Annotated in this window: 22 protein-coding genes and 4 tRNA genes; 22 read left to right on the top strand and 4 right to left on the bottom strand. The window is 68.4% G+C overall.

Annotated elements, in window-relative coordinates:
- The first annotated feature begins 32 nt into the window (after positions 1-32).
- The 3 genes from R3E10_05705 to R3E10_05695 all read left to right on the top strand — a co-directional run bounded on the left by R3E10_05705 (position 33) and on the right by R3E10_05695 (position 3,917).
- Positions 33-1,001, top strand: a complete 969-nt coding sequence (locus tag R3E10_05705) for a carbon-nitrogen hydrolase family protein (GenBank protein MEZ4415228.1) — start codon at positions 33-35, stop codon at positions 999-1,001.
- Positions 1,002-1,147: 146 nt separating this feature from the next.
- Positions 1,148-2,356, top strand: coding sequence for an ornithine--oxo-acid transaminase (rocD, locus tag R3E10_05700; protein ID MEZ4415227.1), 1,209 nt, complete (start codon positions 1,148-1,150; stop codon positions 2,354-2,356).
- Positions 2,357-2,366: 10 nt separating this feature from the next.
- On the top strand, positions 2,367-3,917 hold the full coding sequence (locus R3E10_05695; protein MEZ4415226.1) for a hypothetical protein: 1,551 nt from the start codon (positions 2,367-2,369) through the stop codon (positions 3,915-3,917).
- A gap of 34 nt (positions 3,918-3,951) precedes the next feature.
- Here R3E10_05695 and R3E10_05690 read toward each other — a convergent pair whose 3' ends face one another.
- On the bottom strand, positions 3,952-4,242 hold the full coding sequence (locus R3E10_05690; GenBank protein MEZ4415225.1) for an oxidative damage protection protein: 291 nt from the start codon (positions 4,240-4,242) through the stop codon (positions 3,952-3,954).
- Between the two features lie 210 nt (positions 4,243-4,452).
- On the opposite strand from R3E10_05690, the gene R3E10_05685 reads away from it, so the two are divergent.
- From R3E10_05685 to R3E10_05675, 3 genes are all read left to right on the top strand, one after another.
- Positions 4,453-5,277: a protein phosphatase 2C domain-containing protein gene (locus R3E10_05685; GenBank protein MEZ4415224.1), complete on the top strand. Its 825-nt coding sequence runs from the start codon at positions 4,453-4,455 to the stop codon at positions 5,275-5,277.
- A complete protein-coding gene (locus tag R3E10_05680; GenBank protein MEZ4415223.1) occupies positions 5,274-6,278 on the top strand; it encodes a beta-ketoacyl-ACP synthase III in 1,005 nt (334 codons plus the stop codon). The genes R3E10_05685 and R3E10_05680 overlap by 4 nt, the downstream gene beginning before the upstream one ends.
- A 220-nt stretch (positions 6,279-6,498) precedes the next feature.
- Positions 6,499-6,882 carry a TraR/DksA family transcriptional regulator gene (locus R3E10_05675; GenBank protein MEZ4415222.1) on the top strand — a complete coding sequence of 128 codons (384 nt, stop codon included), beginning with the start codon at positions 6,499-6,501 and terminating at the stop codon, positions 6,880-6,882.
- A gap of 40 nt (positions 6,883-6,922) precedes the next feature.
- Here R3E10_05675 and R3E10_05670 read toward each other — a convergent pair whose 3' ends face one another.
- Complete coding sequence (locus tag R3E10_05670; protein ID MEZ4415221.1) at positions 6,923-8,134, bottom strand: HRDC domain-containing protein; 1,212 nt, start codon at positions 8,132-8,134, stop codon at positions 6,923-6,925.
- Positions 8,135-8,287: 153 nt separating this feature from the next.
- On the opposite strand from R3E10_05670, the gene pyk reads away from it, so the two are divergent.
- The 16 genes from pyk to R3E10_05590 all read left to right on the top strand — a co-directional run bounded on the left by pyk (position 8,288) and on the right by R3E10_05590 (position 19,798).
- Entirely contained in the window at positions 8,288-9,709 is a 1,422-nt protein-coding gene (gene pyk / locus R3E10_05665) for a pyruvate kinase (protein ID MEZ4415220.1), read from the top strand.
- Complete coding sequence (locus tag R3E10_05660) at positions 9,706-10,488, top strand: MBL fold metallo-hydrolase (protein ID MEZ4415219.1); 783 nt, start codon at positions 9,706-9,708, stop codon at positions 10,486-10,488. Before pyk ends, R3E10_05660 begins: the two co-directional genes overlap by 4 nt.
- On the top strand, positions 10,485-11,879 hold the full coding sequence (locus R3E10_05655; protein MEZ4415218.1) for a glucose-6-phosphate isomerase: 1,395 nt from the start codon (positions 10,485-10,487) through the stop codon (positions 11,877-11,879). The genes R3E10_05660 and R3E10_05655 overlap by 4 nt, the downstream gene beginning before the upstream one ends.
- Before the next feature lie 183 nt (positions 11,880-12,062).
- On the top strand, positions 12,063-12,482 hold the full coding sequence (locus R3E10_05650) for a YtxH domain-containing protein (GenBank protein ID MEZ4415217.1): 420 nt from the start codon (positions 12,063-12,065) through the stop codon (positions 12,480-12,482).
- Entirely contained in the window at positions 12,479-13,423 is a 945-nt protein-coding gene (locus R3E10_05645; GenBank protein ID MEZ4415216.1) for a YihY/virulence factor BrkB family protein, read from the top strand. Before R3E10_05650 ends, R3E10_05645 begins: the two co-directional genes overlap by 4 nt.
- Positions 13,424-13,490: 67 nt before the next feature.
- A complete protein-coding gene (locus R3E10_05640) occupies positions 13,491-14,108 on the top strand; it encodes a L,D-transpeptidase (protein ID MEZ4415215.1) in 618 nt (205 codons plus the stop codon).
- Positions 14,109-14,121: 13 nt separating this feature from the next.
- Positions 14,122-14,586, top strand: a complete 465-nt coding sequence (gene smpB / locus R3E10_05635; protein MEZ4415214.1) for an SsrA-binding protein SmpB — start codon at positions 14,122-14,124, stop codon at positions 14,584-14,586.
- Positions 14,583-15,752, top strand: a complete 1,170-nt coding sequence (locus tag R3E10_05630) for an N-acetylmuramoyl-L-alanine amidase (GenBank protein ID MEZ4415213.1) — start codon at positions 14,583-14,585, stop codon at positions 15,750-15,752. The genes smpB and R3E10_05630 overlap by 4 nt, the downstream gene beginning before the upstream one ends.
- A complete protein-coding gene (locus tag R3E10_05625; GenBank protein MEZ4415212.1) occupies positions 15,749-16,669 on the top strand; it encodes a dihydroorotate dehydrogenase in 921 nt (306 codons plus the stop codon). Before R3E10_05630 ends, R3E10_05625 begins: the two co-directional genes overlap by 4 nt.
- Positions 16,666-17,394, top strand: coding sequence for an orotidine-5'-phosphate decarboxylase (gene pyrF / locus R3E10_05620; GenBank protein MEZ4415211.1), 729 nt, complete (start codon positions 16,666-16,668; stop codon positions 17,392-17,394). The genes R3E10_05625 and pyrF overlap by 4 nt, the downstream gene beginning before the upstream one ends.
- Entirely contained in the window at positions 17,391-17,843 is a 453-nt protein-coding gene (locus R3E10_05615; protein ID MEZ4415210.1) for a hypothetical protein, read from the top strand. The genes pyrF and R3E10_05615 overlap by 4 nt, the downstream gene beginning before the upstream one ends.
- 29 nt (positions 17,844-17,872) lie before the next feature.
- Complete coding sequence (cysS, locus tag R3E10_05610; GenBank protein ID MEZ4415209.1) at positions 17,873-19,324, top strand: cysteine--tRNA ligase; 1,452 nt, start codon at positions 17,873-17,875, stop codon at positions 19,322-19,324.
- 42 nt (positions 19,325-19,366) lie between these two features.
- Positions 19,367-19,439: transfer RNA gene (locus R3E10_05605), tRNA-Thr, on the top strand.
- Positions 19,440-19,511: 72 nt separating this feature from the next.
- A tRNA-Tyr gene (locus R3E10_05600) sits at positions 19,512-19,594 on the top strand.
- Between the two features lie 15 nt (positions 19,595-19,609).
- Positions 19,610-19,683: transfer RNA gene (locus R3E10_05595), tRNA-Gly, on the top strand.
- A 43-nt stretch (positions 19,684-19,726) separates the two neighbouring features.
- Positions 19,727-19,798: transfer RNA gene (locus tag R3E10_05590), tRNA-Thr, on the top strand.
- A 25-nt stretch (positions 19,799-19,823) separates the two neighbouring features.
- Here R3E10_05590 and R3E10_05585 read toward each other — a convergent pair.
- Together R3E10_05585 and asnB are read right to left on the bottom strand one after the other, a co-directional pair.
- Entirely contained in the window at positions 19,824-21,062 is a 1,239-nt protein-coding gene (locus tag R3E10_05585) for a glycosyltransferase (GenBank protein ID MEZ4415208.1), read from the bottom strand.
- Positions 21,062-23,011: an asparagine synthase (glutamine-hydrolyzing) gene (gene asnB, locus R3E10_05580; GenBank protein MEZ4415207.1), complete on the bottom strand. Its 1,950-nt coding sequence runs from the start codon at positions 23,009-23,011 to the stop codon at positions 21,062-21,064. Before asnB ends, R3E10_05585 begins: the two co-directional genes overlap by 1 nt.
- Positions 23,012-23,040: the final 29 nt, after the last annotated feature.

Here is a 23,040-nt window from a genome sequence, read left to right as displayed (position 1 = left end):
GTCCCGATGTCCTTCAACCCGGAGTCCTCCGCTTGACCCCGTCCGAGCCCTGCGTACGTGTTGCGGTCGTCCAGCCCGAAGCCGTGTTCTTCGATGTGAAACGTTCCGTGGAAGCAGCCTGCGAATCGATTCGCCGAGCAGCCGCGTCCAAGCCCCGGCTGATCCTCCTTCCGGAAGCGTACGTGGGTGGCTATCCCTGGGGACTCGACTTCGGCACGGCCGTGGGTGGACGAACCGAAGGCGGCCGCAGTCTTTGGGCGCGCTACCGCGCCAACGCCGTCGCCGTGCCCGGCCCTGCGACGGAGGCCCTGGGCGAAGCCGCCCGGGAGGCTTCCGCCTACGTCGCGGTGGGGGTGGTGGAGCGCGATACGGAGTTCAGCGCGGGTACGCTGTTCTGCACGCTGCTCTACTTCGGGCCGGACGGGACGTTGTTGGCCAAGCATCGCAAGCTCAAGCCCACCGCAGCTGAACGCTACATCTGGGGAGAGGGCGACGGAAGCACGCTTCCCGTGGTGCAGATGCCCGAGGCGCGCGTGGGGGGGCTGATCTGCTGGGAGAACTACATGCCGCTGGCGCGCACCGCGATGTATGCGAAGGGCGTGGAGATCTATCTCGCCCCCACGGCCGATGCGCGTGATCGTTGGCAGGCCACCATGCGACACATCGCCGTGGAGGGGCGCTGTTTCGTCCTGGGTTGCAACCAGTTCGTCACCCGCTCCCACTATCCAGCGGGAGATCCCGAGATCGAAGCAGAGTTGAGCGGCCGACCCGAGCTGCTCTGCCCAGGGGGCTCGGTGATCGTTTCTCCGCACGGGGAGGTTCTCGCCGGACCCTTGCTGGGGGAAGCGGGGATCCTCACGGCGGAGCTCGACATGGCGGAGGTGGGACGCGCCAAGTTCGACTTCGACGTGGTGGGACACTACGCACGGCCCGACGTCTTCCAACTGCACGTCGACGAGCGTCCCCGCTTGCCCGTGGCCTTCACTCGAGACGCGCAGTAGGGGGGCTCGGGGTACCCCCGGCTTCTGCGACCTGCTAGATTACGTCGGACGGAAACCGCTGCCGCCCGGATCCTCCCTGGGTCCGGGCGGGCCGTTTTTTTCGGGGGTGGACCGGCCCGGCGGCCGGATTCCCCTGGGGGGGAAGGATGACGGAAGCGACGCTCGCGCGTACCGCCCGATTCCTCGAGGAAGTCGAGCGGTACAGCGCCCACAACTATGCGCCTCTACCCGTGGTCCTGGAGCGGGGTGAAGGCGTCTGGGTCTGGGACGTCGAGGGCCGGAAGTACCTGGATATGCTCAGCGCCTATTCGGCGGTGAACCAGGGTCACCGGCACCCTCGCATCCTGGCCGCGGCGGTCGAGCAGCTGGGGCGGATCACGCTCACGTCGAGAGCGTTCCACAACGACCAGATGGGGCCCTTCCTGCACGAGTTGTGCACGCTGACGGGGTACGCGCGCGCCCTGCCCATGAACACCGGCGCAGAAGCCGTCGAGACCGCGATCAAGATGGTCCGCAAGTGGGGCTACACCGTTCGCGGAGTCCCCGAGGGCAAGGCGGAGATCATCGCGTGCGTGGGCAACTTCGCGGGTCGTACCACCACCGTCATCTCCTTCTCGTCGGAGCCGGCCTACAAGCAGGGCTTCGGACCGTTCACTCCGGGGTTCACGCTGGTGCCGTACGGCGATCTGGACGCGCTGGCTTCGGCGATCGGTCCGAATACGGTGGGCTTCCTGGTCGAGCCCATCCAGGGCGAAGGGGGGGTCGTGGTGCCGCCGGATGGGTACCTGCGCGCCGCGAGCGAGCTCTGCCGGAAACACAACGTCGCGTTCATGGCAGATGAGATCCAGACAGGTCTCGGTCGCTGTGGCCGCCTCTTCTGCAGCGATTGGGAGGACGTGCGGCCCGACGTGGTGATGATCGGCAAAGCGCTCTCCGGCGGCGTGTATCCCGTGTCGGCGGTGTTGGCGGATGACGACCTCATGGATGTCTTCCGGCCGGGCGATCACGGCTCCACCTTCGGGGGCAATCCCCTGGGTGCAGCCATCGCCCGGGCCGCACTGCAGGTGATCGTCGACGAGGAGCTGCCGGCGCGCGCCGCGCGGGAAGGGGAGTGGTTGAAGGAGCGGCTGCGCTCGATCGCCGCCCCACAGATCAAGGATGTGCGCGGGCGCGGGTTGATGATCGGTGTGGAAGTAGATGGAAGAGCCCGTCCCTACTGCGAAGCGCTGCAGGAGCGAGGCATCCTCGCCAAGGAGACGCATGGCACGGTCATCCGCTTCGCGCCTCCTTTGGTCATCGATCGTGAGACGCTCTCCTGGGCGGCGGACGAGATCGAGGCGGTCCTGACTGGCTAGTCCGACGCCCTTGGCGCCCCTGCCGTCGCGACGCGCGCGCGCCCTCTTGTGGCTCACCCTGATCGGGATCGGATTCCTTACCTGGGTTCCCCTGCCGGCGGGGGTCTGGAACGACGACGGCGTTTACCTGCTGATCGGGAAGTCGCTGGCGGAGGGGCAGGGGCTCCGCTATGCGGGCATCCCGGGCGGGGTTTTCGCGGCGAAGTTTCCACCCGTCTATCCGTTGCTCACCGCCCTGGTGTGGCGTCTGGGTCCGCCGTTCCCGGAGAGTGCCGTCGCGCTGACGGCGCTGAATGTCGTGTTGCTCGCCTGCGCGGGCGTGGTATTGGCGATCTGGTTGGCCCGCAGTGGGCTGGTCGAGGGCCAACGTGCCTCGGTGGTCGCCTTCCTGGCGTTGCTGCCCGGCCCGTTGTGGAGCGTGGCGGCCATCCCCCTGTCTGAATCGCTGTTTCTGGTCCTCCTGCTGCTGGGGTTCGTCGCGGCGGGGCCACTGGAGAGGACCGGCGCATCGTGGAAGGGAATGCTGTCGTTCCTTCTGCTGTTTGCGCTCACGGTGCACACCCGCTCGGTGGGGATCGCGCTGGCGGCGGCGCTGTGCGGGGCACTATTGGTGCGACGGGCCGTCCGGAGGTCACTCGGCATCGCTGCGGGTTGCCTCCTGGTCATGGTGCCCTGGGCGGTGGCGAGCGGACGGATGACGTCGGCCATGGAGCCCGGGCTCCGCGACCTGTTGGGGAGCTACGGCCCCTGGTGGGTGGAGCAGGTTCGGATGGCGCCCGACGCCTACCTGACCTATCTGCGGAACAACGCGGGCTCCCTGGGTCGCGACGCCACCGCGCTGCTTCTGCCCGGACTCGAAGGTGCTGGAGCGCGCGGTCTGGCCCTGATCCTCTGGGTCGCCGTCGGGGTGGGACTGCTGCGTGTGGGACGAAAGAGCCCGACGGCAGGACTGTTCGTCCTGGTTTATGGCCTGCTGGTCTGGGCCTGGCCTTTCCAGACGGCTCGCCTGTTGGTCCCGGCGGCTCCCCTCCTGATGGCCGCCCTCCTCCTTGGCACGGGATCTCTGCTCCGTACAGCACGATCCGGTTGGCGGGTCGCGCTGGCCGCGGCCGCGCTGGGTGTGGTGGTCACGTCCGTGGGCCTGCACGCGTACGCCCTGGGGCTGAGAAGGCCGGTCCGCTCCTTGGAGCAGCGTGCCGAGGTGCTCGCGCGTGCGCTGCGCTCGGTGGCGGAACACACGCCGCCCGAGGCGGTCGTGGGGGCTCCGGAACTCTGGCCCGCAATCCACCTCTACACGGGACGCCGGGCGGTGCCGAGCGCGCGCTTCCTTCCCCTGCAGCAGGAGTGGCCCTCGTGGGGCTCCCCCGACCAGCAGTTGAGCCTGTGGCGGGCCACCGGAGTCGACCACGTGCTTCTGGAACAGGGCGGTGCGGTGCACGGAGAGACCCTGAACCAACTGGAGGCGCGCTGCCCCGGCACCGTGACGATCGTGGATCGACCGGAAGGGATGCTGCTGGTGCGGCTGGATTGGGCCCCTGCCTGCGGGGCGCCCGGTTCCTAGCTGCTTGCGGGCCGGGACGTCCCGGCCCAGGGCTCTACCACTCGACGCTGCCCTGCTGGGAGGTGTCGATGCCGCGGCCCTGGCCTCCCCCGAGCAATACCTCCTCCACCTGACCGTAGAGGAACGCTCGCGCCTCCTTGTCCCGCGGATCGAGCCCGTAGTGGTTGATGAGCAGGGTCTGGTGCTTCAGCCACTCCTGCCAGCAATCGCCACAGATGGATGCGGCGACCCGCTCCCCCAGCTCCGACCGGAAGGGCGGACGTGCGAGCCTGGGGGCGTCTTCTCGGTCACAGCGCCGGCAATGGATGGTGTCCACGGTGCTCACGGTCCAGGGTGGATCGGTCGAGGGCGCTACCCCGGGCCAAGGGCCGGGGGTCCGAGCGGGTTGGACGTCCGGGGGCTTTCCTCTACATTGCGCCGCCGCTCCGACCGGTGCCTGTGCGACGATGGCCGGAACGGGGCCTGGACGACGCTGATAGTGGTACGTGACTCCTTCGGCGCAGCGCTGTCCAAGGGACAGCAAGGAGAGCGTCGAATGAGCCTACCGGAATCCGGATTGACCGCGAGCACGAAGACCCCTATGGCGCCTCGCATGGCCGGGCTGGGCCGCACCCACATAGGGCTGGTGCGCGGTCGCAACGAGGATGCGTTCCGGGTCGGAGCCGACGGCACCTACGGGATCGTGGCCGATGGGATGGGGGGCGGGCCCGCCGGGGACGTCGCCAGCCGGATCGCGGCCGACGCGGCCAGCACCCATCTCGCCCAGCTCCGCGATCCGCTGACGGGCCGCCAGGGCGGGGCCGGCTCACGGGCGGCACTCCTGGCCCGTGCCGTGGGGGAAGCGGTCCGGGAAGCGAACGCGGCAGTCCGTCGGCACGTGCTTGCGGAGCCGTCCTTTCACGGCATGGGGTGCACGCTCACCATCGCGGCCGTCGATCCGGAGACGAGCACCTTCGCGGTGGGGCACGTAGGAGACAGCCGCGCCTATCGCGTGAGTCGGGATGCATGGCAGCGTCTCACCCAGGACCACACGCTCGCCCAGGAGTCGGTGGACGAGGGTCGGTTGACCCGCGAGGCCGCGCGTCACCACCCCTTCGGGCACGTGCTCACGCGCGTGATCGGAATCGATCCCGATGTGGATCCGCAGGTCACCTTGGGCCGGCTCGAAGTCGGGGACACCCTGCTCCTCTGCACCGATGGTCTGGTGCGCGTGGTCGAGGAAGGCGACATCGTGGCGCGGGCCGGGTCGGGCGCCGCGTTGGCCACCATTGCCGATTCACTCGTCGACGAGGCGGTGGCGGGCGGCGGACCCGACAACATCACGTTGGTGCTGATGCGGGCCGAGGAAGACGAGAGGTGACGCCACCGCGCGCCGCGATCGTCGGAACCGGCTTCCACGTGCCGGACCGCGTGGTGACCAATGACGATCTCGGCCAGTGGATGGACACCTCGGACGAGTGGATCCGCGAACGCACCGGCATCGAAGAGCGGCGCTGGGTCCTTCCCGGCTCGACCACCAGTGCCGAAATGGCCGCGCATGCGTCGCGCGCCGCGCTGGACGCTGCGGGTCTGACGGTTTCGGATGTGGACGCGATCGTGCTGGCCACCCTGAGCCCCGATCACTTCTTCCCGGGGACGGGCGTGTTCCTGCAGCGGGAGTTGGGCGCCAACGGGATCCCCGCGTTGGATATCCGCGCCCAGTGCAGCGGGTTCCTCTATGGCCTCTCCGTCGCCGACGCATGGATCCGGGCCGAGTTCTACCGAACCGTCCTGTTGGTCGGGGTCGAGATCCAGTCCAGCGGCGTGGATGTCTCGACCGAAGGGCGTGAAATGGCCGTGCTCTTCGGAGACGGGGCGGGTGCCGCGGTCCTGACCGCGACGCGCGATCCTGGGCGGGGCGTGCTCTCCACGCACCTGTTCGCCGACGGACGCCACGCGGAGACCCTGTGGTGCGATGCGCCGGCCAGCAGCCGACATCCTCGCATCGGCCCGGAGGACCTCGCGGAGGGTCGACAGTATCCCTCGATGAATGGACGGGAGGTGTTCCGACACGCCGTGGAACGCATGCCGGAGGCCATGCAACATGCGCTGCACGCCAATGGACTGGGCGTGGACGACCTCGATCTGCTGATCCCCCATCAGGCGAACCTACGCATCTCCGAGATGGTGCGGCGCCGCTTGGGCCTGCCTGAAGAAAAGGTCGTCAACAACATCCAGCGCTACGGCAATACCACGGCGGCCACCATTCCCATTGCGCTTTCGGAGGCGGTGGCGGCGGGTCGCCTGGAGTCCGGGGACCTACTGGGCCTGGTCGCCTTCGGCTCGGGGTTCACCTGGGCGAGCGCTCTGGTGCGCTGGTAGGGCAGCGGCCGCCCCGCACCGTTGCGGTTGGGACCGTTGGGCTCGGGATCGAGACGCATTCGCCGTCTCTCCGTTGCCGTCCCGCGACGCCCAGGCCTGGACAGTGGCGCGCCTCTTTCTATCTTTTGAGTCTGTTGCGGCCCCAGTCTTGCGTCGGCCCACCACTCCGGTGACTCCGGACCTCAGCGGTCCGCGACTCGCATAACAGGACGAAGCGGGAATGAACAAGAAGCAGCTCGCACACATTGAAAAGCGGCTCCTCGAGGAGCGTGCGCGCGCCCTTCGCTCCCTGGGTCTCTTCGACCAGATGGCCAAGGCGGATCGGGAAGGTGGCGATTCCGACCTGGCCGCCTACACGGATCACATGGCCGATCAAGGGACCGAGGCCATGGAGCGGGAGAAAGCCGCGCTCTTTGCGACGAAGGAAGGCCGCTACCTCTATCGTCTCGAAGAGGCTCTGCGCCGCTTGTACAACGATCCCGACAACTTCGGCAAATGTCACACCTGCGGAGCAGAGGTGGGATTCGAGCGTCTCGACGCCCTACCTCATGCGCGCTACTGCATCGATTGCAAGCGTAAGGAAGAGGGGGCTGCGGCTGCCTGACGGCGCCCCGACTCTGCTGGCGAGAGCGCCCCTGCTGAACTCAGCGGGGGCGCTTCGTGTTTCGGGCTGCCTCCAACAGTGAATCTCCGGCCGCTTCCACCTGCCAGCGTTTGACGGAGGGAAGGGCCTTCAACTCACCCATGGTACCGGGCGCGCCCCGCGCGATCTCCATCAGCGCCGCGTTGGGTACCAGCAGTCCCCGATCCAGACCCAGTTCATCGGCCCGCTGGTTACGGGCGGCCTTGAGTCGCTCGAAGCGCTCTTCCACTTCGCGGGTGGGGCGATCGGCCCGGCCCCCGCTCCTGCGTGGATAGGGGGCGATCTCCGCGACGGGTGTCGCACGGGCGGAGCGCACCCGCTCCAGCAACTCCGCACCGGGCCCGCGGGCCACGGTCTTGGAGATGCCGCGCAGCCCCGCCAGTTCCTCGGTGGAGTCGATCCGACCCGTCGCCACCTCGGCGAGCACGCGGTCTTCCGCGATCCGGAAGGGAGCGCGGTCCCGTTCGCGCGCCAGGGCGTCACGCCAGCCCCAGGCCGCGCGCAGGCCTTCCAGCGTGGGGAGATCGAGTTTGCGTGCCCCGGTGAATCGGGTCACGGGGTCGAGCGGCTCCTCGTCGCCCGCCCAGCCGATCTGCTCCAACAGTTCGAACTCCTCTTCCACCCAGTGCAGCCGGCCCAGCTCGACCAGGCGCTCACGGAGGAGGTCCCACAAGTCGCCCAGGCTGCGCGTATCGGCGGCCGCATAGGCGAGTTGTTCGGTGGAGAGGGGCCGCTGGGCCCAATCAGCGCGTTGATACTTCTTGGAGAGCGAGATGCCGAGGTGGCGTTCGAGGAGCGCCGAGAGGCCGGTCTGTTGCTCTCCAGAAAGCGCGGCAGCGACCTGCGTATCGACGATGGAGCGGACACGTAGACCCAGATCCCGGTCCAGGAGTCGCAGGTCGTAGTCGGAGCCATGGAGCAGGACGGTGCGATCGGGGTCGGCCAAGGCCGGCGCCAGGATCGACCCGGGATTGAACGCCAGCGTGTCGATGACGAAGGTGTCCGACTCGGTCGAGAGCTGGAGCAGGCAGATGCGGTCGGAGTAGCGATGGAAACCCGCGGCTTCCGTATCGACGGCGAGCCGTGCAGACGAGTCGAGGGCCTCCACCAGCTTCTTCCCGCCCTCCTCGTCCTCGACCCAGAGGGTCCTCGACTGCGCGTGCCCCAGGCCCTGCCTCCCTTCGTGACTCGTCGCGCGCTCAACGGCCGGCACCGGATTCGCTCGGCTCGCCGCTCGACGCCCCCGGTACTCGCCACCCCAACGGGGGTTCCGTGTCTTGATTGCGGTGGGCGCTGTCGGCACGTTTCGGGCGCGTCGGCCTCCTCCCCGGAGGTCCCATCCGCCGCGACTCAGCCTCGGGAACGCATGTCGCTCCGCACGAAGATCGTCTGTACGCTCGGTCCCGCCTCCCGAAGCCCCGAGGCCGTGCGGGCGCTGGTGGCGGCCGGTCTGGATGTCGCCCGGATCAACATGTCTCATGGCACGCACGAGGAGCATGCCGCCCTGGTGGACGTGATCCGGACCGCGGCCGCCGAGGCGGGACGGCCCGTCGGGATCCTGGCCGACCTCCAGGGGCCCCGCATCCGGGTAGGGCACCTCGCCCAGCCCGTGGATCTCGTCGAGGGATCGAGCGTGGTCTTCGCGCCTGAGGGCGATGCCGGCCCCGGCGACCTCCCCACCACCTATGCACCACTGGCCACGGAGGTGCGGGCGGGCGATCTCCTGCTCCTGGACGACGGACTCCTCGAGCTCCGCTGCCTGCGGGTGGAGGGGTCCCGGGCCGAGTTCGAGGTGCTGCGGGGCGGACCGCTGAAGAGCCACAAGGGCATGAACCTCCCCGGGGTGGCCCTGGGGGCTCCCTCGCTGACCGAGAAAGACCTCGCGGATCTCGAATTCGCCCTCCAGCACAACGTGGAATTCGTCGGGCTCTCGTTCGTACGCAGCGCCGAAGACGTGATCCGACTCAAAGAGCTCGTGGCCGAACGGGCGCTCGTGGTCGCCAAGATCGAAATGGCGATCGCGCTGGGGGACCTCGAGGCCATCCTGGCGGCGACCGACGCCGTGATGGTGGCGCGTGGCGACCTGGGCGTAGAGCTCCCGTTCGAGCAGGTACCGCTGGCCCAGAAGCGGATCGTACAGGCCGCCAACCTGTTTGGCCGGCCGGTCATCACCGCCACGCAGATGCTCGAATCCATGATCGAGCACCCGCGACCGACCCGGGCGGAAGCCTCCGATGTCGCCAACGCGATCCTCGACGGAACCGACGCTGTCATGTTGTCCGGAGAGACGGCGGTCGGTGCCTACCCGGTGGGCGCGGTCCGAGCGATGGTGCGCATCGCCACCGAAGTGGAGAGGGCCGGTGCCGAGCGCCTGGCGCTTCGTCTGGGCGCGCTGGGGTCGGACGTCCAGCGCCACGGTGCCTCGTTGCGCGAACATGCGATCGCCTCCGCCACGGCGGAAGCGGCGCGCCGCCTCAAAGCCCCGGCCATCGTCGTAATCACGCGCAGCGGGTTCAGCGCCCGCCTCGTGTCGTCCTATCGCGTGCCCGTGCCGATCTTCGGCGTGTGCACGGATCCGCTTCGCTACCGCGAGCTATCGCTGGTATGGGGTGTGGTGCCGGTCCTGGCAGACCCCGAGGAGGTGAGCTACGAAGCCCTGACGGAAATCGGGCGCCGGGCCGTGATCGACTCGGGCGTGGGTCAGCCCGGCCAGTCGATCGTCGTCACGTCGGGGTTCCCGTTCCATCGAACCGGCTCGACCAACACGCTGCGGATCGAGTCGCTGTGAAGTTGACCTTCCTGGGCACCGGCACGTCGTTCGGCGTCCCAGTGGTGGGCTGTGCCTGTGAGACCTGCCGGTCCGAGGACGCGCGCGACCGGCGCACCCGGCACGGTGCTCTGGTGGAGTGGGGAAGCAAGCGACTGCTCATCGACACCCCACCCGAGTTGCGGATGCAGCTTCTCGCCGCGGACGTGAACGACGTCGACGCCGTGTGGTTCACGCATGCGCACGCGGACCACATACACGGCATCGACGATCTGCGGGCGTTCTCGTTCCGGGGTGGCCGGGACGTGCCCGCCTACGTGCCGCAGGGCACCGCCGGGTACTTCCACGCGCGCTTCCCCTACATCTTCGACGCGGCGGTGCAGGTCGCGGAAGGCACGTCCAAACCTCATGTACGGTTGGTCGAGGTCGATCCCGAAGGTCGCCTCGACGTTCTCGGTCGCATCGTCGAGCCGCTGCCGGTTCCCCACGGCGCCTTCACCGTGTATGGACTGCGCGTCGGCGCGCTGGGGTACATCACGGACGGAAAGGCGCTGCCCCCGCTGGTGGTCGAGCGCCTGCGCGGCGTCAAGGTGCTGGTCCTGAACGCGCTCTGGTTCGGACGCCCGCACCCCACACACTTCAACATCGAGGAAGCCGTGGCGGCCGCCCAGAGCATCGGTGCCGAGCGGACGTTCCTGACACATCTGACGCATCGGGTACGGCATGGCGAGCTCGAGGAGTCGTTGCCTCCCGGGATCGCTCCGGCCTACGACGGTTTGACGGTGGAGATCCCGGAATGAACGACTTGACGGGTTGGAGCCTCGACTACGCCAATGCCCTCGCCGACGCCCTGGGGGGGCGCGGCCCGACCCCCCAGAACCTGCAGTCCTCCCTGCGGCAGGAGGTGGAGCAGGCGCAGGGCGTCGTTGCCTCCGGCGAGCGGGAAGGCCGACTGGGTTTCATGGAGCTGCCGGGTCGACAGGACCTCGTGGCGGCGGTCCAGGGACTGGCCGACGGGTTCGGGCAGTGGTTCGAGACGGTGGTCGTCATCGGCATCGGTGGCTCCGCCCTGGGGGCCTGGGCCATGCGCGACGCGCTCCTGGGGCCCTACTGGAACGAGCGTAGCGCCGAGGCACGGGACTATTTTCCCCGCTTGTACTTCCTCGACAACCCGGATCCCGCCGTGGTCTCGGATCTGCTGGCGGTGATCGAGCCCACGCGGACGTTGTTCAACGTCGTGAGCAAGTCGGGCTCCACCGCCGAGACCATGGCGCTTTATCTGGTGATGCGTCGGATCCTGGATCAAGCCGTGGGCGCCGACGCGGCGCGCGGCCATTTCGTGTTCACCACCGATCCAGAGCGAGGTCCCTTGCGCGAGCTGGCGCAGCGAGAGGGAATCCCCACGCTGGCGGTGCCGGGCAATGTGGGAGGTCGTTTCTCGGTGCTTTCCCCCGTGGGCCTTTTTCCTGCTGCGCTCACCGGGATCGATTTGCGGGCGCTGATGGCCGGCGCCGCTGCCATGGACCAACGGTGTCGGAGTCCCGAGCTGGAGGACAATCCGGCCGCCCTGCTGGCGGCGCTCCTGCACGCGTGGGACGTCGAGCACGGGACACCCATCCATGTGTTGATGCCGTACTCGAGCCGCCTTCGTTCGTTCGCGCTTTGGTTCCAGCAGTTGTGGGCGGAGTCCCTGGGCAAGGAGAAGGGAGGGGAGGGGATCGGGCCCACGCCGCTCCCCGCCGTGGGGGCGACCGATCAGCATGCGCAGGTGCAGCTTTTCATGGAGGGTCCGCGCGACAAGTGTGTCGTGTTCCTGGCCGTGCGCGATTTCGCCGAGACGCTGACGATCCCCGACGTACACACGGACGTGGAGGCTGCGCGTTATCTGTCGGGGCATTCGGTGGCCACCTTGTTGGACACCGAGCGCCGCGCGACGACGGAGGCCCTGCGGCAGCGCGGACGGCCTTCGCTGACGCTGACCATCCCGGCCCTGGACACCGCCTCGCTCGGTGGGCTGTTCCAGCTGTTCGAGCATGCCACGGTCCTGGCGGGAGCGCTCTATGGTGTCGATCCCCTCGATCAGCCCGGCGTCGAGTTGGGGAAGCGACTCACGTACGGCCTGCTGGGCCGGGCCGGACACGAGATCGATCCCCTTCCGCCGGAGCGGACCGCACACACCTGGCAGGGGTAGGGCGGCTCGCTACGCGGCCGCCGGTTGCGGATCCCATCCGGGGGGAAGCCCTGACGCCGTGGTGGCACGGCTCCTGTGCGGAGCCGCTCCTGTACCGGCCCGGAGGGGTGGGTTACCTTCCAATCTACCCGGACGCGCCTTCTGGAAGGCCCCCGGATCTCCTTCAAACTCGTGAGTCGTACCATGAGCGAGCGCGGGGAATCTCCCTATATCATCGTCGAGAAGGGTGGCAGCGGATTCGGGTCGTTCGTACTCGGAGCGCTGCTCGGCGCCGGCGTGGCCCTCCTCCTGGCTCCGCGCTCGGGAGAGGAGACGCAGGCCGAGTTGAAGGCCCAGGCCCGTAAATGGAAGGGCATCGCCGAGGAACGCGTGCGCGATGCGAGTCGAGCCCTCGGACAGCGCGTCGACGACGCACGCGAGGAACTCCATTCACGGGTGGACGACGTGCGCGGGGCGATCGACTCCGGACGGCAGGCCGCGCGCGACGCGCGCGGCGACCTCGAACGTCGCCTCGAGCAGACCAAGGCGGCGTACCGTGCGGGGATTGACGCCGCACGCACCGCCGCCCGCGAAGTCCCGGGGGACGCCGACAGCGAGTCGTGACCCGCGCGGCCCGCGGGTGGCGCTTCATCCGCGACCTCATCGGCAAGGCGTACCGCGACGACATCTTCTTCATGGCGGGCGCGATCACCTTCAATCTGGTGATCGCCATTGTGCCGATCCTCCTGCTCGCCGCCGGCGTGACCGGCTGGGTGCTGCGGGCCCGCTTCGTCGATCCGGGCGCGGGAGCCGTGGGGTTGGTTCTACGACTCCTGCCCCGCGGCGCGGTGGACCCCGACCTGGTGGCGGCACTCGAGGATACGGTGGGCGGGGTGGTCGACCGCAGCGCCGGCCTGTCCCTCGCGGGTGCCCTCGTTCTCGTCTGGATCTCCACGCGGCTGGTCGGGACGCTGCGCTCGGTCCTGAGGCGGGTCTTCGATCAGAGAGTCGACCGGTCGTTGGTGGCGGGGAAATGGTTCGATTTCCGCATGGTGCTGGTCGGGGCCTCCTTCATCATCCTGGGGCTCGGCCTGGCCCGCGGTACGTCGCAGCTGATCGGCCTGCTTTCCGAGCGAGCGGGGCTCGCTCCGAGCCGCTGGGTGAACGAGGGTGCCGGAGCTGCGCTGGAGCTCCTGTTCATGTGGATCCTGCTGCTGGTGATCTATCGGGTGGTCCCCCTGGGCCGACTTCCTCGGCGGACGACCCTGACCGCGGCCACGATCACGGCGGTGAGCCTGACGGTGCTGAAAGAGGCGTTCGCCTGGTACATCCGGAACGTGGCGGACTTTTCCAGCACCTACGGGAACCTGGCGACCCTGGCGGTGCTCTTCTTCTACTTGTACTACGCGTCCGTGGCTTTCGTGCTGGGCGGCGAGGCGTCGGTGGTCCTCAACGGCCTGGGACCCCTCGCCGCGGAACGCATCTTGAACGGGGAACAGGAAGCCGCCGTTTCAGGGGAGGCTTCCCCGGCGGGTCGCCCCCTCGTTGAGCGGGTGCCACAATAGGGGGACCCTGCGGACGACCCGCAGGGAGAACCAGGTTGGACGGATGATGAGAGCCCGGATCGCACGGATGAGGCGCCTTTCCCGGTGGGGCGCGACCACAGTGGTCGCCGCCGCCTGGGCTTCGGCCGTGCCGGTCGGTGCCCAGCTCCTCGACGGCGACGACGGGACCCTCTACCGCACCCGGGCGGTGGAGCACGGTCTCGAGCTCGATCAGCCCCTGCTGGATCATGCGGGTCCCTACATCGTGGTCCATCTCGCCGAGAACCGGGTCCTTCTGATGGAGGGGGGTCGGATCATCTGGTCGGCGCCGGCCGGAACCGGGACGGGGTTTCGGCTGTCGGGCCAGGGGAAGCGTTGGCAGTTCACAACCCCCAAGGGTCTCTTTCGTGTTCGCCGAATGGAGAAGGACCCCGTTTGGGAGGCACCGGACTGGTACTACGTCGAGAAAGGGATCCGCATCCCTCCGCAGGACCACCCCTCCCGACGGATTCCCGGCGTGATGGGGACCACGGCACTCTACCTCGGAGACGGGCTGGCCATCCACGGAACCAACTCGCCCGGTCTTCTCCTCAATCCCGACCCGGAGCGCCGGAGGGTCTCGCACGGATGCATTCGCCTCACGAACGAAGCGGCGCGGGACCTCTACCACCGGGTCGAGGTCGGCACGCCGGTCCTCATCTACTGAGCCGAGCCGCGCTGTGAGCAATGAAGGGGCGGTCCAGGTCGTGGCCCGCAACAAGAAAGCCCGCCACGAGTATCAGATTCTCGATGAGTGGGAGGCGGGGATCGTGCTGACGGGTCCCGAGGTCAAGTCGCTCCGTCAGGGCAAGGTGGCGTTTCAGGACGCGTTCGCGCGCGTCCAGGACGGGGAGGTGTGGCTGCACAGCCTGCACATCAGCCCCTACGAGGAAGCGAACCGCTGGAACCTCGACCCGGTACGCCCCCGCAAGCTGCTGTTGCACCGCCAAGAGATCCGCAAGCTGGTGGGGCGGGTCGAGGAGAAGGGGCTGACCCTGGTCCCCCTGGATATCCACTTCCGCAGAGGCCGGGCCAAGGTCGCTCTGGGCCTCGGCCGCGGGAAGAAGTTGCACGACAAGCGCGACAGCATCCGGGAGCGCATGCAGGAGCGCGATGCCGCCCGGGCGCTGGGGCGGCGCGGATGAAGCGGCTGGCACTTCTGCTCGGACTCGCCGCCTGGGGACAGCCCGGTGTTGGAGTCGCGCAGGCCCCCGACGTGTGGATCCGGCTGGGAGGTCGGGAGTCGGAGGCCGTGGCGGTCGACGACCGCCGTGGCTTCGCCGCCTTCGACGCGACCGAGCTGGCCCACTTCGGCTGGCCGGTCGAGCGCCATCGGGATACCGTCTCCATCGGCGTGAACGGGGGGCGGATCCGCCTTGCCGTGGGCACGCCCTACTTCCGCTGGGACGACGACCTACTGCAGTTCACGGATGCGCCCTACGTGGAGCGCGGTCAGGTTCTGGTGCCCGTCCAGTTGCTCGTCGACTTCTTCCCCGATCGCGTGCCGGGGTTCGGGTTCGATCCGGCAACGCGCACCCTGTTTGAAACGCAGGTGGCCCTGAGGCCGCCGCCGCCACCCGTGCAGACGCGCGCGTCGAGAGTGGTGGTGATCGACCCGGGCCACGGGGGGCGAGACCCCGGTGCGATCGGCAGTGGTGGCGTGCGGGAGAAGGACGTGGCGCTCGGCATCGCGCGAGCGCTCGCCCAGGAGCTGGCCCGTGACTCGACGATCGAGGTCCATCTGACCCGCGACCGGGACGTGCGGGTCCCGCTTTGGCGCCGCGGCGAAATGGCGACGCTCGTGAAGGGTGATCGACCCGGCATCTTCCTGAGCATCCACGCGAACGCGCTGCCCGCGTCCCGGGCCACGCGGGGCTTCGAGATCTACTACCTCTCCGAGGCTCGCACCGACGACGAGCGCCGCGTGGCGGCCATCGAAAACGCTGCGGATCAGACCGTCCTGTCGGGACCAGCGCCCGACGAGCTGGGGCAGATCCTCGGAGAACTGCGCAACCTCGACTACCAACACTGGTCAGCCCACCTCGCCGAGGTCCTGGGCGAGGACCTGGAGCAGGTGCATCCCGGACGCAACCGCGGGGTCAAGCAGGGCCCATTCGCTGTGATCACGAACGCGCTGATGCCGGCCGTCCTGATCGAGGTGGGCTACCTGACGCATGCGGGGGAAGAGCGGCTCCTGGGCCGGCCCGAGTTCCAGGAGAGCGCGGCCGGTGCGCTCGCCACGGCGGTTCAGCGCTTCTTCGAGCAGTATCCGACCGGGTCGGCAGCGCTGAACGCCCCGGTGGGGCGATGAGGCTCGAACAGGAGCTCTTCGGAACCCGCTTCCCAAACCCTGTGCTGCTGGCGGCCGGAACCTGTGGCTTCGGACAGGAGTTGGTCGAGGTCACGGACCTGGAAGCACTGGGGGGCTTCGTCACCAAATCCGTGACGCGGGAGCCGCGAGGGGGCAACCCCGCGCCCCGGGTGGCGGAGTTCCATGCCGGTATGCTGAATTCCATCGGGCTGGCGAACCCCGGCGTGGATGAAGTGAAACGATCGAAGCTCCCGTGGCTTCGGGACCACGTCCGGCGTCCCCGTGTCTTCGTGAGCGTCGCGGGTCATGATGCCGACGAGTACGAGCATGTGGTCGCGCGCCTGGACGACGCCGACGGGTTCGTCGGGTTCGAGATCAACCTCTCCTGCCCCAACGACGCCAAGCGTGGCGGTCTTCCGTTCGCTCTCGATCCGGAGGCGTTGGTCGCCGTCCTGGAACGCGTGCGGGCGCGGACCGACCGTCCGCTCTGGGCCAAGCTGGCGCCGAACGCTCCCGACCCGGGAGAGAGCGCTCGTCTGGCCGTCGAAGCCGGGGCGGACGGGGTCACCATGGTCAACACGCTTCCGGGGCTGCAGTTCGACGTGGACACCCGTGTCGCTCGTCTCGGCGCGGGTCCGGGTGGCATGAGCGGTCCTGCCCTCCTTCCCGTCGGAGTGCATGCGGTGTGGAGGGCGCGCCAGCGCGTCGAGGTGCCGATCGTGGGCGTGGGTGGCGTGGCCACTGCCGGAGATGCCGTGCAATACCTGCTCGCCGGCGCTTCACTGGTCCAGATCGGCACGGCCTCGTTCGCGGATCCCGCTTCCGCGGGCCGGGTAGTCGAGGAACTCGGCCGGTTCGGCCGCGAGCGCGGGTTCGCGCATGTGAAGGCGCTGATCGGAGCTGGCAGAACGCAGTGAGTCCAGATCCTCTCGAGAGCGGACGACCGCAGGTTGCTCTGGCTCTCGATGTACCCGACCGGGGCACTGCCCTGGCCCTCCTCGATCGCTTGGGGCCCGAGCCGCGGATCTACAAGGTCGGCCTCGAGCTCTTCGCCGCCGAGGGGCCCGCGCTGGTTCGCGAGGTGCTGCAGAGGGGCCATCGGGTCTTCCTCGACCTCAAGCTCCACGACATCCCCAACACCGTGGCCGGCGCAGTCGCGGTGGCCGCCCGCCTGGGGGTCGAGTGGCTGACCGTGCACACGAGCGGCGGGCCGACCATGCTGGAGGCCGCCGCGCGAGCGGCTCAGGGGGGGGTGCGTCTGTTGGGGGTGACGGTGCTGACGTCTTTGGATGCCCCGGCCCTCTCGCTCCTGTTGGGGCGGGCGCCGGTCGACGTGGAACAGGAGGTCCGCCGCAGGGCCGGATGGGCGCTCGACGCCGGTCTGGACGGCGTGGTCTGCTCGGTGGCGGAGGCCAGCGGGCTGCGCGAGGCCTTCGGGCGGCGCCTCTTGCTGGTGACCCCCGGGATCCGTCTCGTCCATCAGGGGGTCGATGACCAGGCCCGGGTCGCGTCCCCGACGGAGGCCGCCCGGGCGGGGTCCGACCTCCTGGTGATCGGCCGTGCCGTCACCGGCGCCGCGGACCCTGCGGCGGCGCTCGCCCGGGTGCACGCGGAGCTGGCCGCCGCGTTCCAGCGAACGTGAAGGCCGTTCGCAATGCCGCCTGGATTCTCCTGTTGGCGTGGGTGCCAGTTCCAGCGTCGGCTCAGGAGGGTTTGAACGGAAGCGCTCGGGCCGTGCAGCGAGCGTTGGCCGAGCGGGACTGGGGTGGGGTCCGGGAGTGGCTGCGTCCCGACGGTGTCCTCCTGCACCTGCACGACGAGACGCACTCCGGACTGGCGCCCGGGCAGGCATTGGCGGCGCTCCGGGACTTCTTCGACGCCCACGAGGCCGGAGGGATGCGTAGCGGCCGCGTCGCGGCGACGGAGGGCGACCCCGGACGGGGGTTCGCCGAGATGGAGTGGGACACGGTGGTGCTGGGGACCTCGGAGGCGGTACGCTACCGCCTGTTCACCAGCCTCGTGTGGGACGAGGGCCGCTGGTGGATCGACGAGTTGCGGGTGTTGCCGCGCGCCGGGCGCGGGCGCGTCTGACCCCTGCCACGACGAAAGAACGGACGACGATGTCGCTGGAGCTCTACGATACCCTGACCCGGTCCGCCCGGCCCTTCGAGCCGCTGCATGCGCCGCGGGTTCTCGTATATGCCTGCGGACCGACGGTGTACAACCACGCGCACATCGGGAACTTCCGGTCCTTCGTCTTCTATGACGTCCTCCGCCGCTACCTGATCTGGTCGGGCTACGACGTTCGCTTCGTCATGAACCTGACCGACGTCGACGACAAGACCATCGAAGGAGCACGACGCCGCGGCGTTCCGCTGCAGGAGTACACCCGTCCCTACGCGGATGCCATCCTGTCGGAGTCCGCGGCGCTCGGGATCCGCCGCCCGGATGCGACTCCGCTCGCGACGCATTGGGTTCCGCAGATGTTGGACTTCATCGGTCGCCTGATCGAGAAGGGTCTGGCCTACACCACGGAAGACGGCTCGGTGTACTACCGCATCGCGGCCTTTCCAGACTATGGGAAGCTGTCGGGGATCGATCCCGATGCGGTGCGCTCGGGTGCCCGCGTGGCGGTAGACGAATACGCCAAGGACGACGCCCGCGATTTCGCGCTGTGGAAGGCCGCCAAGCCGGTGGACGAGGAGGTCGGTGCGGCTTGGGATTCACCGTGGGGGCGGGGGCGGCCCGGCTGGCACATCGAGTGCTCGGCCATGAGCATGGGCGAGCTGGCCGAGACGTTGGATATCCACCTGGGTGGCGAGGACCTGGTCTTTCCCCACCACGAGGACGAGATCGCGCAGTCGGAGGGGCTGACCGGCCGGACCTTCGTGCGGTACTGGGTGCACGTGAAGCACCTTCTGCTCGAAGACCGCAAGATGTCGAAGTCGTTGGGCAACACACTCACCGTGCGACAACTCCTCGACGCAGGCGTGGACCCTGCCGCGGTGCGGCACATGTTGATCTCGTCGCACTACCGTCACGAGCTGAACTTCAAGCGCGAAGGCCTCGCGGCATCGAGTGCAGCCGTGCGCCGGCTCGCTGATCTCGCACTCCGCCTGGAAGAGGAGGGGCAGTCCGCCTTCAGCCACTCCACGCGCATGGAGGAGTTGGCGGCACGGCTGCGGGCCGAGTTCCGCGCGGCCATGGACGACGACCTCAACACCCCCAATGCGCTGGCCGCGTTGTTCGGGTGGGTGCGCGATGTGAACGCGGAGCTGGATGCCCATCCCGGCACGCCGGGGAGCGAGCGCGCTCAGGCGCGGGAGGCCCTGGAGTCGGTCGATTCGGTCCTGGGGCTGCTCGAGCTGGCGCGACGAGCGCAGGAGACGTCGGCGGGGCGGGAGCGGGAGATCGAAGCGCTGGTGGCCCAGCGGGACGAGGCCCGGGCGCGCAGGGATTTCCAGGCGGCGGACGACATCCGGGATCGGCTCGCTGCCGAGGGCGTGATCCTGGAAGACACGCCTGGGGGGACCCGCTGGAAGCTGGCGGCGGGAGGGGACCGATCCGGTTGACACTCCAGGAAATAGAGGCCTATACTAACTGGCTCTGTTTCCGCTGACGTAGCTCAATTGGTAGAGCAGCTGCCTTGTAAGCAGCAGGTTAAGGGTTCGAGTCCCTTCGTCAGCTCGTGTGGTCGCCGGGGCTCCCAGGGATGGGGGCGTCCGGCCTCCGCCGGCGAAGGGCAGGGCCGGCACGGCCGGTGGGGTACCGAAGCGGTCAAACGGGGCAGACTGTAAATCTGCTGGCTCATGCCTTCGAAGGTTCGAATCCTTCCCCCACCATCGGTGGTCGAGTGTGCGGGAGTAGCTCAGTTGGCTAGAGCATCAGCCTTCCAAGCTGAGGGTCGCGGGTTCGAGTCCCGTCTCCCGCTTGCAGTGCTGACCGGGTGAGCACCGGTCAGGAACGGTGGGTAAGCTCCGGTAGCTCAGGGGTAGAGCGCTTCCTTGGTAAGGAAGAGGTCATGGGTTCAAATCCCATTCGGAGCTCTTCGGTTCGAATCACGGTCGCAGACTAGGGCGAGGCGCGCGCGGGCAACGGCACCCGCCCGCCCGCTACATCCTCGCAGATCGCAGCGAACGCCTCGGCGATCCGATCCCACCCGAAGTGCTCGCGCACGTAGGCGGCTCCCGCGCCACCCAGCCGGCGAGCCTCCTCCTCGTCCTCCAGCAACTCGACCACCACGTCGGCGAACGCGTCCGCCTCGTCGGCAAAGCGCACGTGTGAGCGGTCCTCGACCGGAAGGCCCTCGGCGCCGACGCGGGTGGTGATCACCGGCCGCTCCATGGCCATCGCCTCGAAGATCTTGAGACGCGTGCCCCCTCCGATCCGAATCGGCACGACGAAGGCGGCAGCGCGCTCGACGTAGGGCCTCACGTCGGGAACGCGTCCCACCAGTTCCAGACCGGCCGACGCCTCCGCCATGCGACGGATTCGTTCGGTGGGATTCCGTCCCACCAACGTCAGCTGGGCATCGGGCACCCGCGCCCGCACCTTGGGAAGGATCTCCTCGGCGAAGAAGACGATCGCGTCCTCGTTGGGCATCCAGTCCATGGCGCCTGTGAAGACAAGCTCGCGCGAGCCTGCTGGAGGCCCGTGCGACGGCTTGAAGTAGTCGGTGTCGACCCCGGTGGGGACCCACGACACCGAGGGGAGACCGTAGTCCGCTTCCATCTTGTGGGCGTCGGCCTCCGAGACCGCCACCACATGGTCGAAGCGCCGGCACTCGCGCCCTTCGATCCAGCGCATGCGCCGCCATTGGCTGCCGAAGTAGGTGCGTCGCAGCCGGGAGCGCGAGACCTGTGTGTGCCGCTCCCAGATCGCGGCTTCGACGTTGTGCTGAAACAGGACTGTCGGGCATCCGAGCCCGCCCGGGACGTTGCGACTGGGAAAGAGGAAGTCGCAGACCAGCACGTCGTAGCGTCCGCTGGCGACCTGCCTACGTACCCGGGCCTCCATCTCGCGGGACCGATACTTCGCGACCGCGTAGGGCAGGCGGGAGAACACGTTGAGCAAGAGGTCGCCGTACAGGCGGGGAGAGTCCTTGGGCGTGGTGCGGAACGGGACCCGATCGAGCTCGTGGCAGTACTCGCTGGCGCGCTCGATGGCGTCGGGCGCCGCGTTTCCGTCGTCCAGCGTGAGATAGGTGATGTGATGGTCGCGCTTCAGCGCCTTCAGCATGTGGTAGGTCCGGATGCGCCCACCCTTGTCCAGTGGATGGAGCAACTCGGTTTTGAGCCACAGGATGCGCATCAGACGGATCCCGCCATGGCCGTGAGCCCGGGGACCATCGTCACGTCCTCGACGGCCTCGCCGTCGATGAAGATGCGCTGCCACACCTCGAGGTTCACCAGGCTCCAGAGACGCTCCTGATGCCCTCCGGCCCCGGCGTCGTGTTCCGCCACCAGCGTGCGCAGGGCCTCTTCGCGGAACAGGCCACGCGAGCGGGCGCGATCCGACAGCACGAACTCCTCCACGATGGCGCGGTAGGGGCCCCGCAGCCACGGACCCACCGGCACTGGAAAGCCCATCTTGCGACGGCGCAGGATGGTCTCCGGGAGGACGTCCCGCATGGCTTCCCGCAGTACCACTTTGGTCGTCCATCCCTTGAGCTTCAGGTGGCGCGGGAGCCGGGCGGCGAACTCCACCAGCGGGTGGTCCAGGAAGGGGACGCGGCTCTCGATGGACGCGCCCATGCTCATCTGGTCCTGCTTCATCAACAGCTCGTGCAGGTAGGTGGAGGAATCCGCGTAGAGCATCTGATCCAGGAGGTCGTCGCTCCCGCAGCGCTCGGTGGCCTGGTGGTAGGCCGCATAGGGGTCCAGCGAGCGTGTACGCTCCCGGAGCGAGGGATCCAGAAGGGTGGCCTGCCGGTTCCTGCCGAACACGGCGAAGTTGTCCAAGTAGATCGCTTCCAGATCCGCAGGCATCACCAGGAAGGTGCGCGAGAGTCGGCGACGCCACTTGGATGCGGCCGGGAGTAATCCGATGCCTCCGCGTACGGCGTGGCGCAGCGGGCTCGGGATGTGGCCATAGCGACGCCCCATCTGCAAGTTCAACAGCGTGACCCGGTAGCGGTTGTATCCGGCCAAGGTCTCGTCGCTGCCTTCTCCGGTGAGGACGACCTTGACCCGCTCACGCGCCAGCCGCGCCACGAAATGGAGCGGGACCGAAGACGGGTGCGCCATCGGCTCGTCCTCGAACCACACCATCCGGGGCACGGCGCGCCAGAAGTCGTCAGGATGTACGACGATCTCTCGATGATCCGTGCGGAAGCGCTCGGCGACCTGACGTGCGTAGGCGAGCTCGTTGGCTTCCCGTTCGGCGAAGGCCACCGAGAACGTCTTCACCTGATCGTCGATGAGCGAGCTCATGAGCGCGGTGATGGCGGCGGAGTCGATGCCGCCAGAGAGAAACGCCCCCAAAGGAACGTCGGCCATCAGCCGCAGACGAACCGCCTCGGTCAAACGCTCCCGGTACTCCTGGATGAGGTCCGCATCGGACCCCTCGGCCCTGGGGCCTCCCATGGCCAGATCCCAGTAGCGCTCGATCGACACGCGGCCGTCCTGCCAGGTGAGTGTGTGCCCAGCGGGCAGACGCCGAATCCCGGCGAAGAGGGTCTCGTCTCCGAACGTCGAGTGATTGGCGAGGAAGTCGGGGAGTGAGTCCAGGTTGAGCGCCACGCCCACACCTGCGGCCAGGATCGCCTTGATCTCCGAGCCGAACGTCAGGGTGCCGTCCTGGCTCAGGTGATAGTAGAGGGGTTTGATGCCGAAGCGGTCGCGCACAAGTACGAGCTTGCGCTGGTCGACATGCCAGATGGCGAAGGCGAACATGCCGCGAAAGCGTCGGACGGCGTCCAGCCCTTCCCGCTCGTACCATCGGAGCAGCGACTCCGTATCGCAGTGCGTATGGTACGGCACACCGTCGGCCTTGAGGTGCGCCATCAAGTCGGGGTGATTGTAGATCTCACCGTTGTAGACCAGATGAAGCCGGCCGTCGTCGGATGCCATGGGCTGACGGCCACCCTCCACGTCGACGATGCTGAGGCGGCGGTGTCCGAGTCCGACGCCTTCGCCCACGTATTCTCCGGATCCATCTGGCCCTCGATGCTCGATCGTGTGGGCCATCCGGCGAATGCGGTCGACGTCGACCGTTCCGCCGACGGCTCGGGGGATCGCGATGCCGCAGATTCCGCACATGGTTCAGTCGTCTCGACGAAGCGCGCGTG

It is taken from the genome of Gemmatimonadota bacterium, assembly GCA_041390105.1.
GTDB lineage: Bacteria > Gemmatimonadota > Gemmatimonadetes > Longimicrobiales > Gaopeijiaceae > JAGQIF01.
The sequence above is the reverse complement of the archived record's forward strand: the minus strand, read 5'-3'. Positions and strand labels throughout refer to the sequence as shown.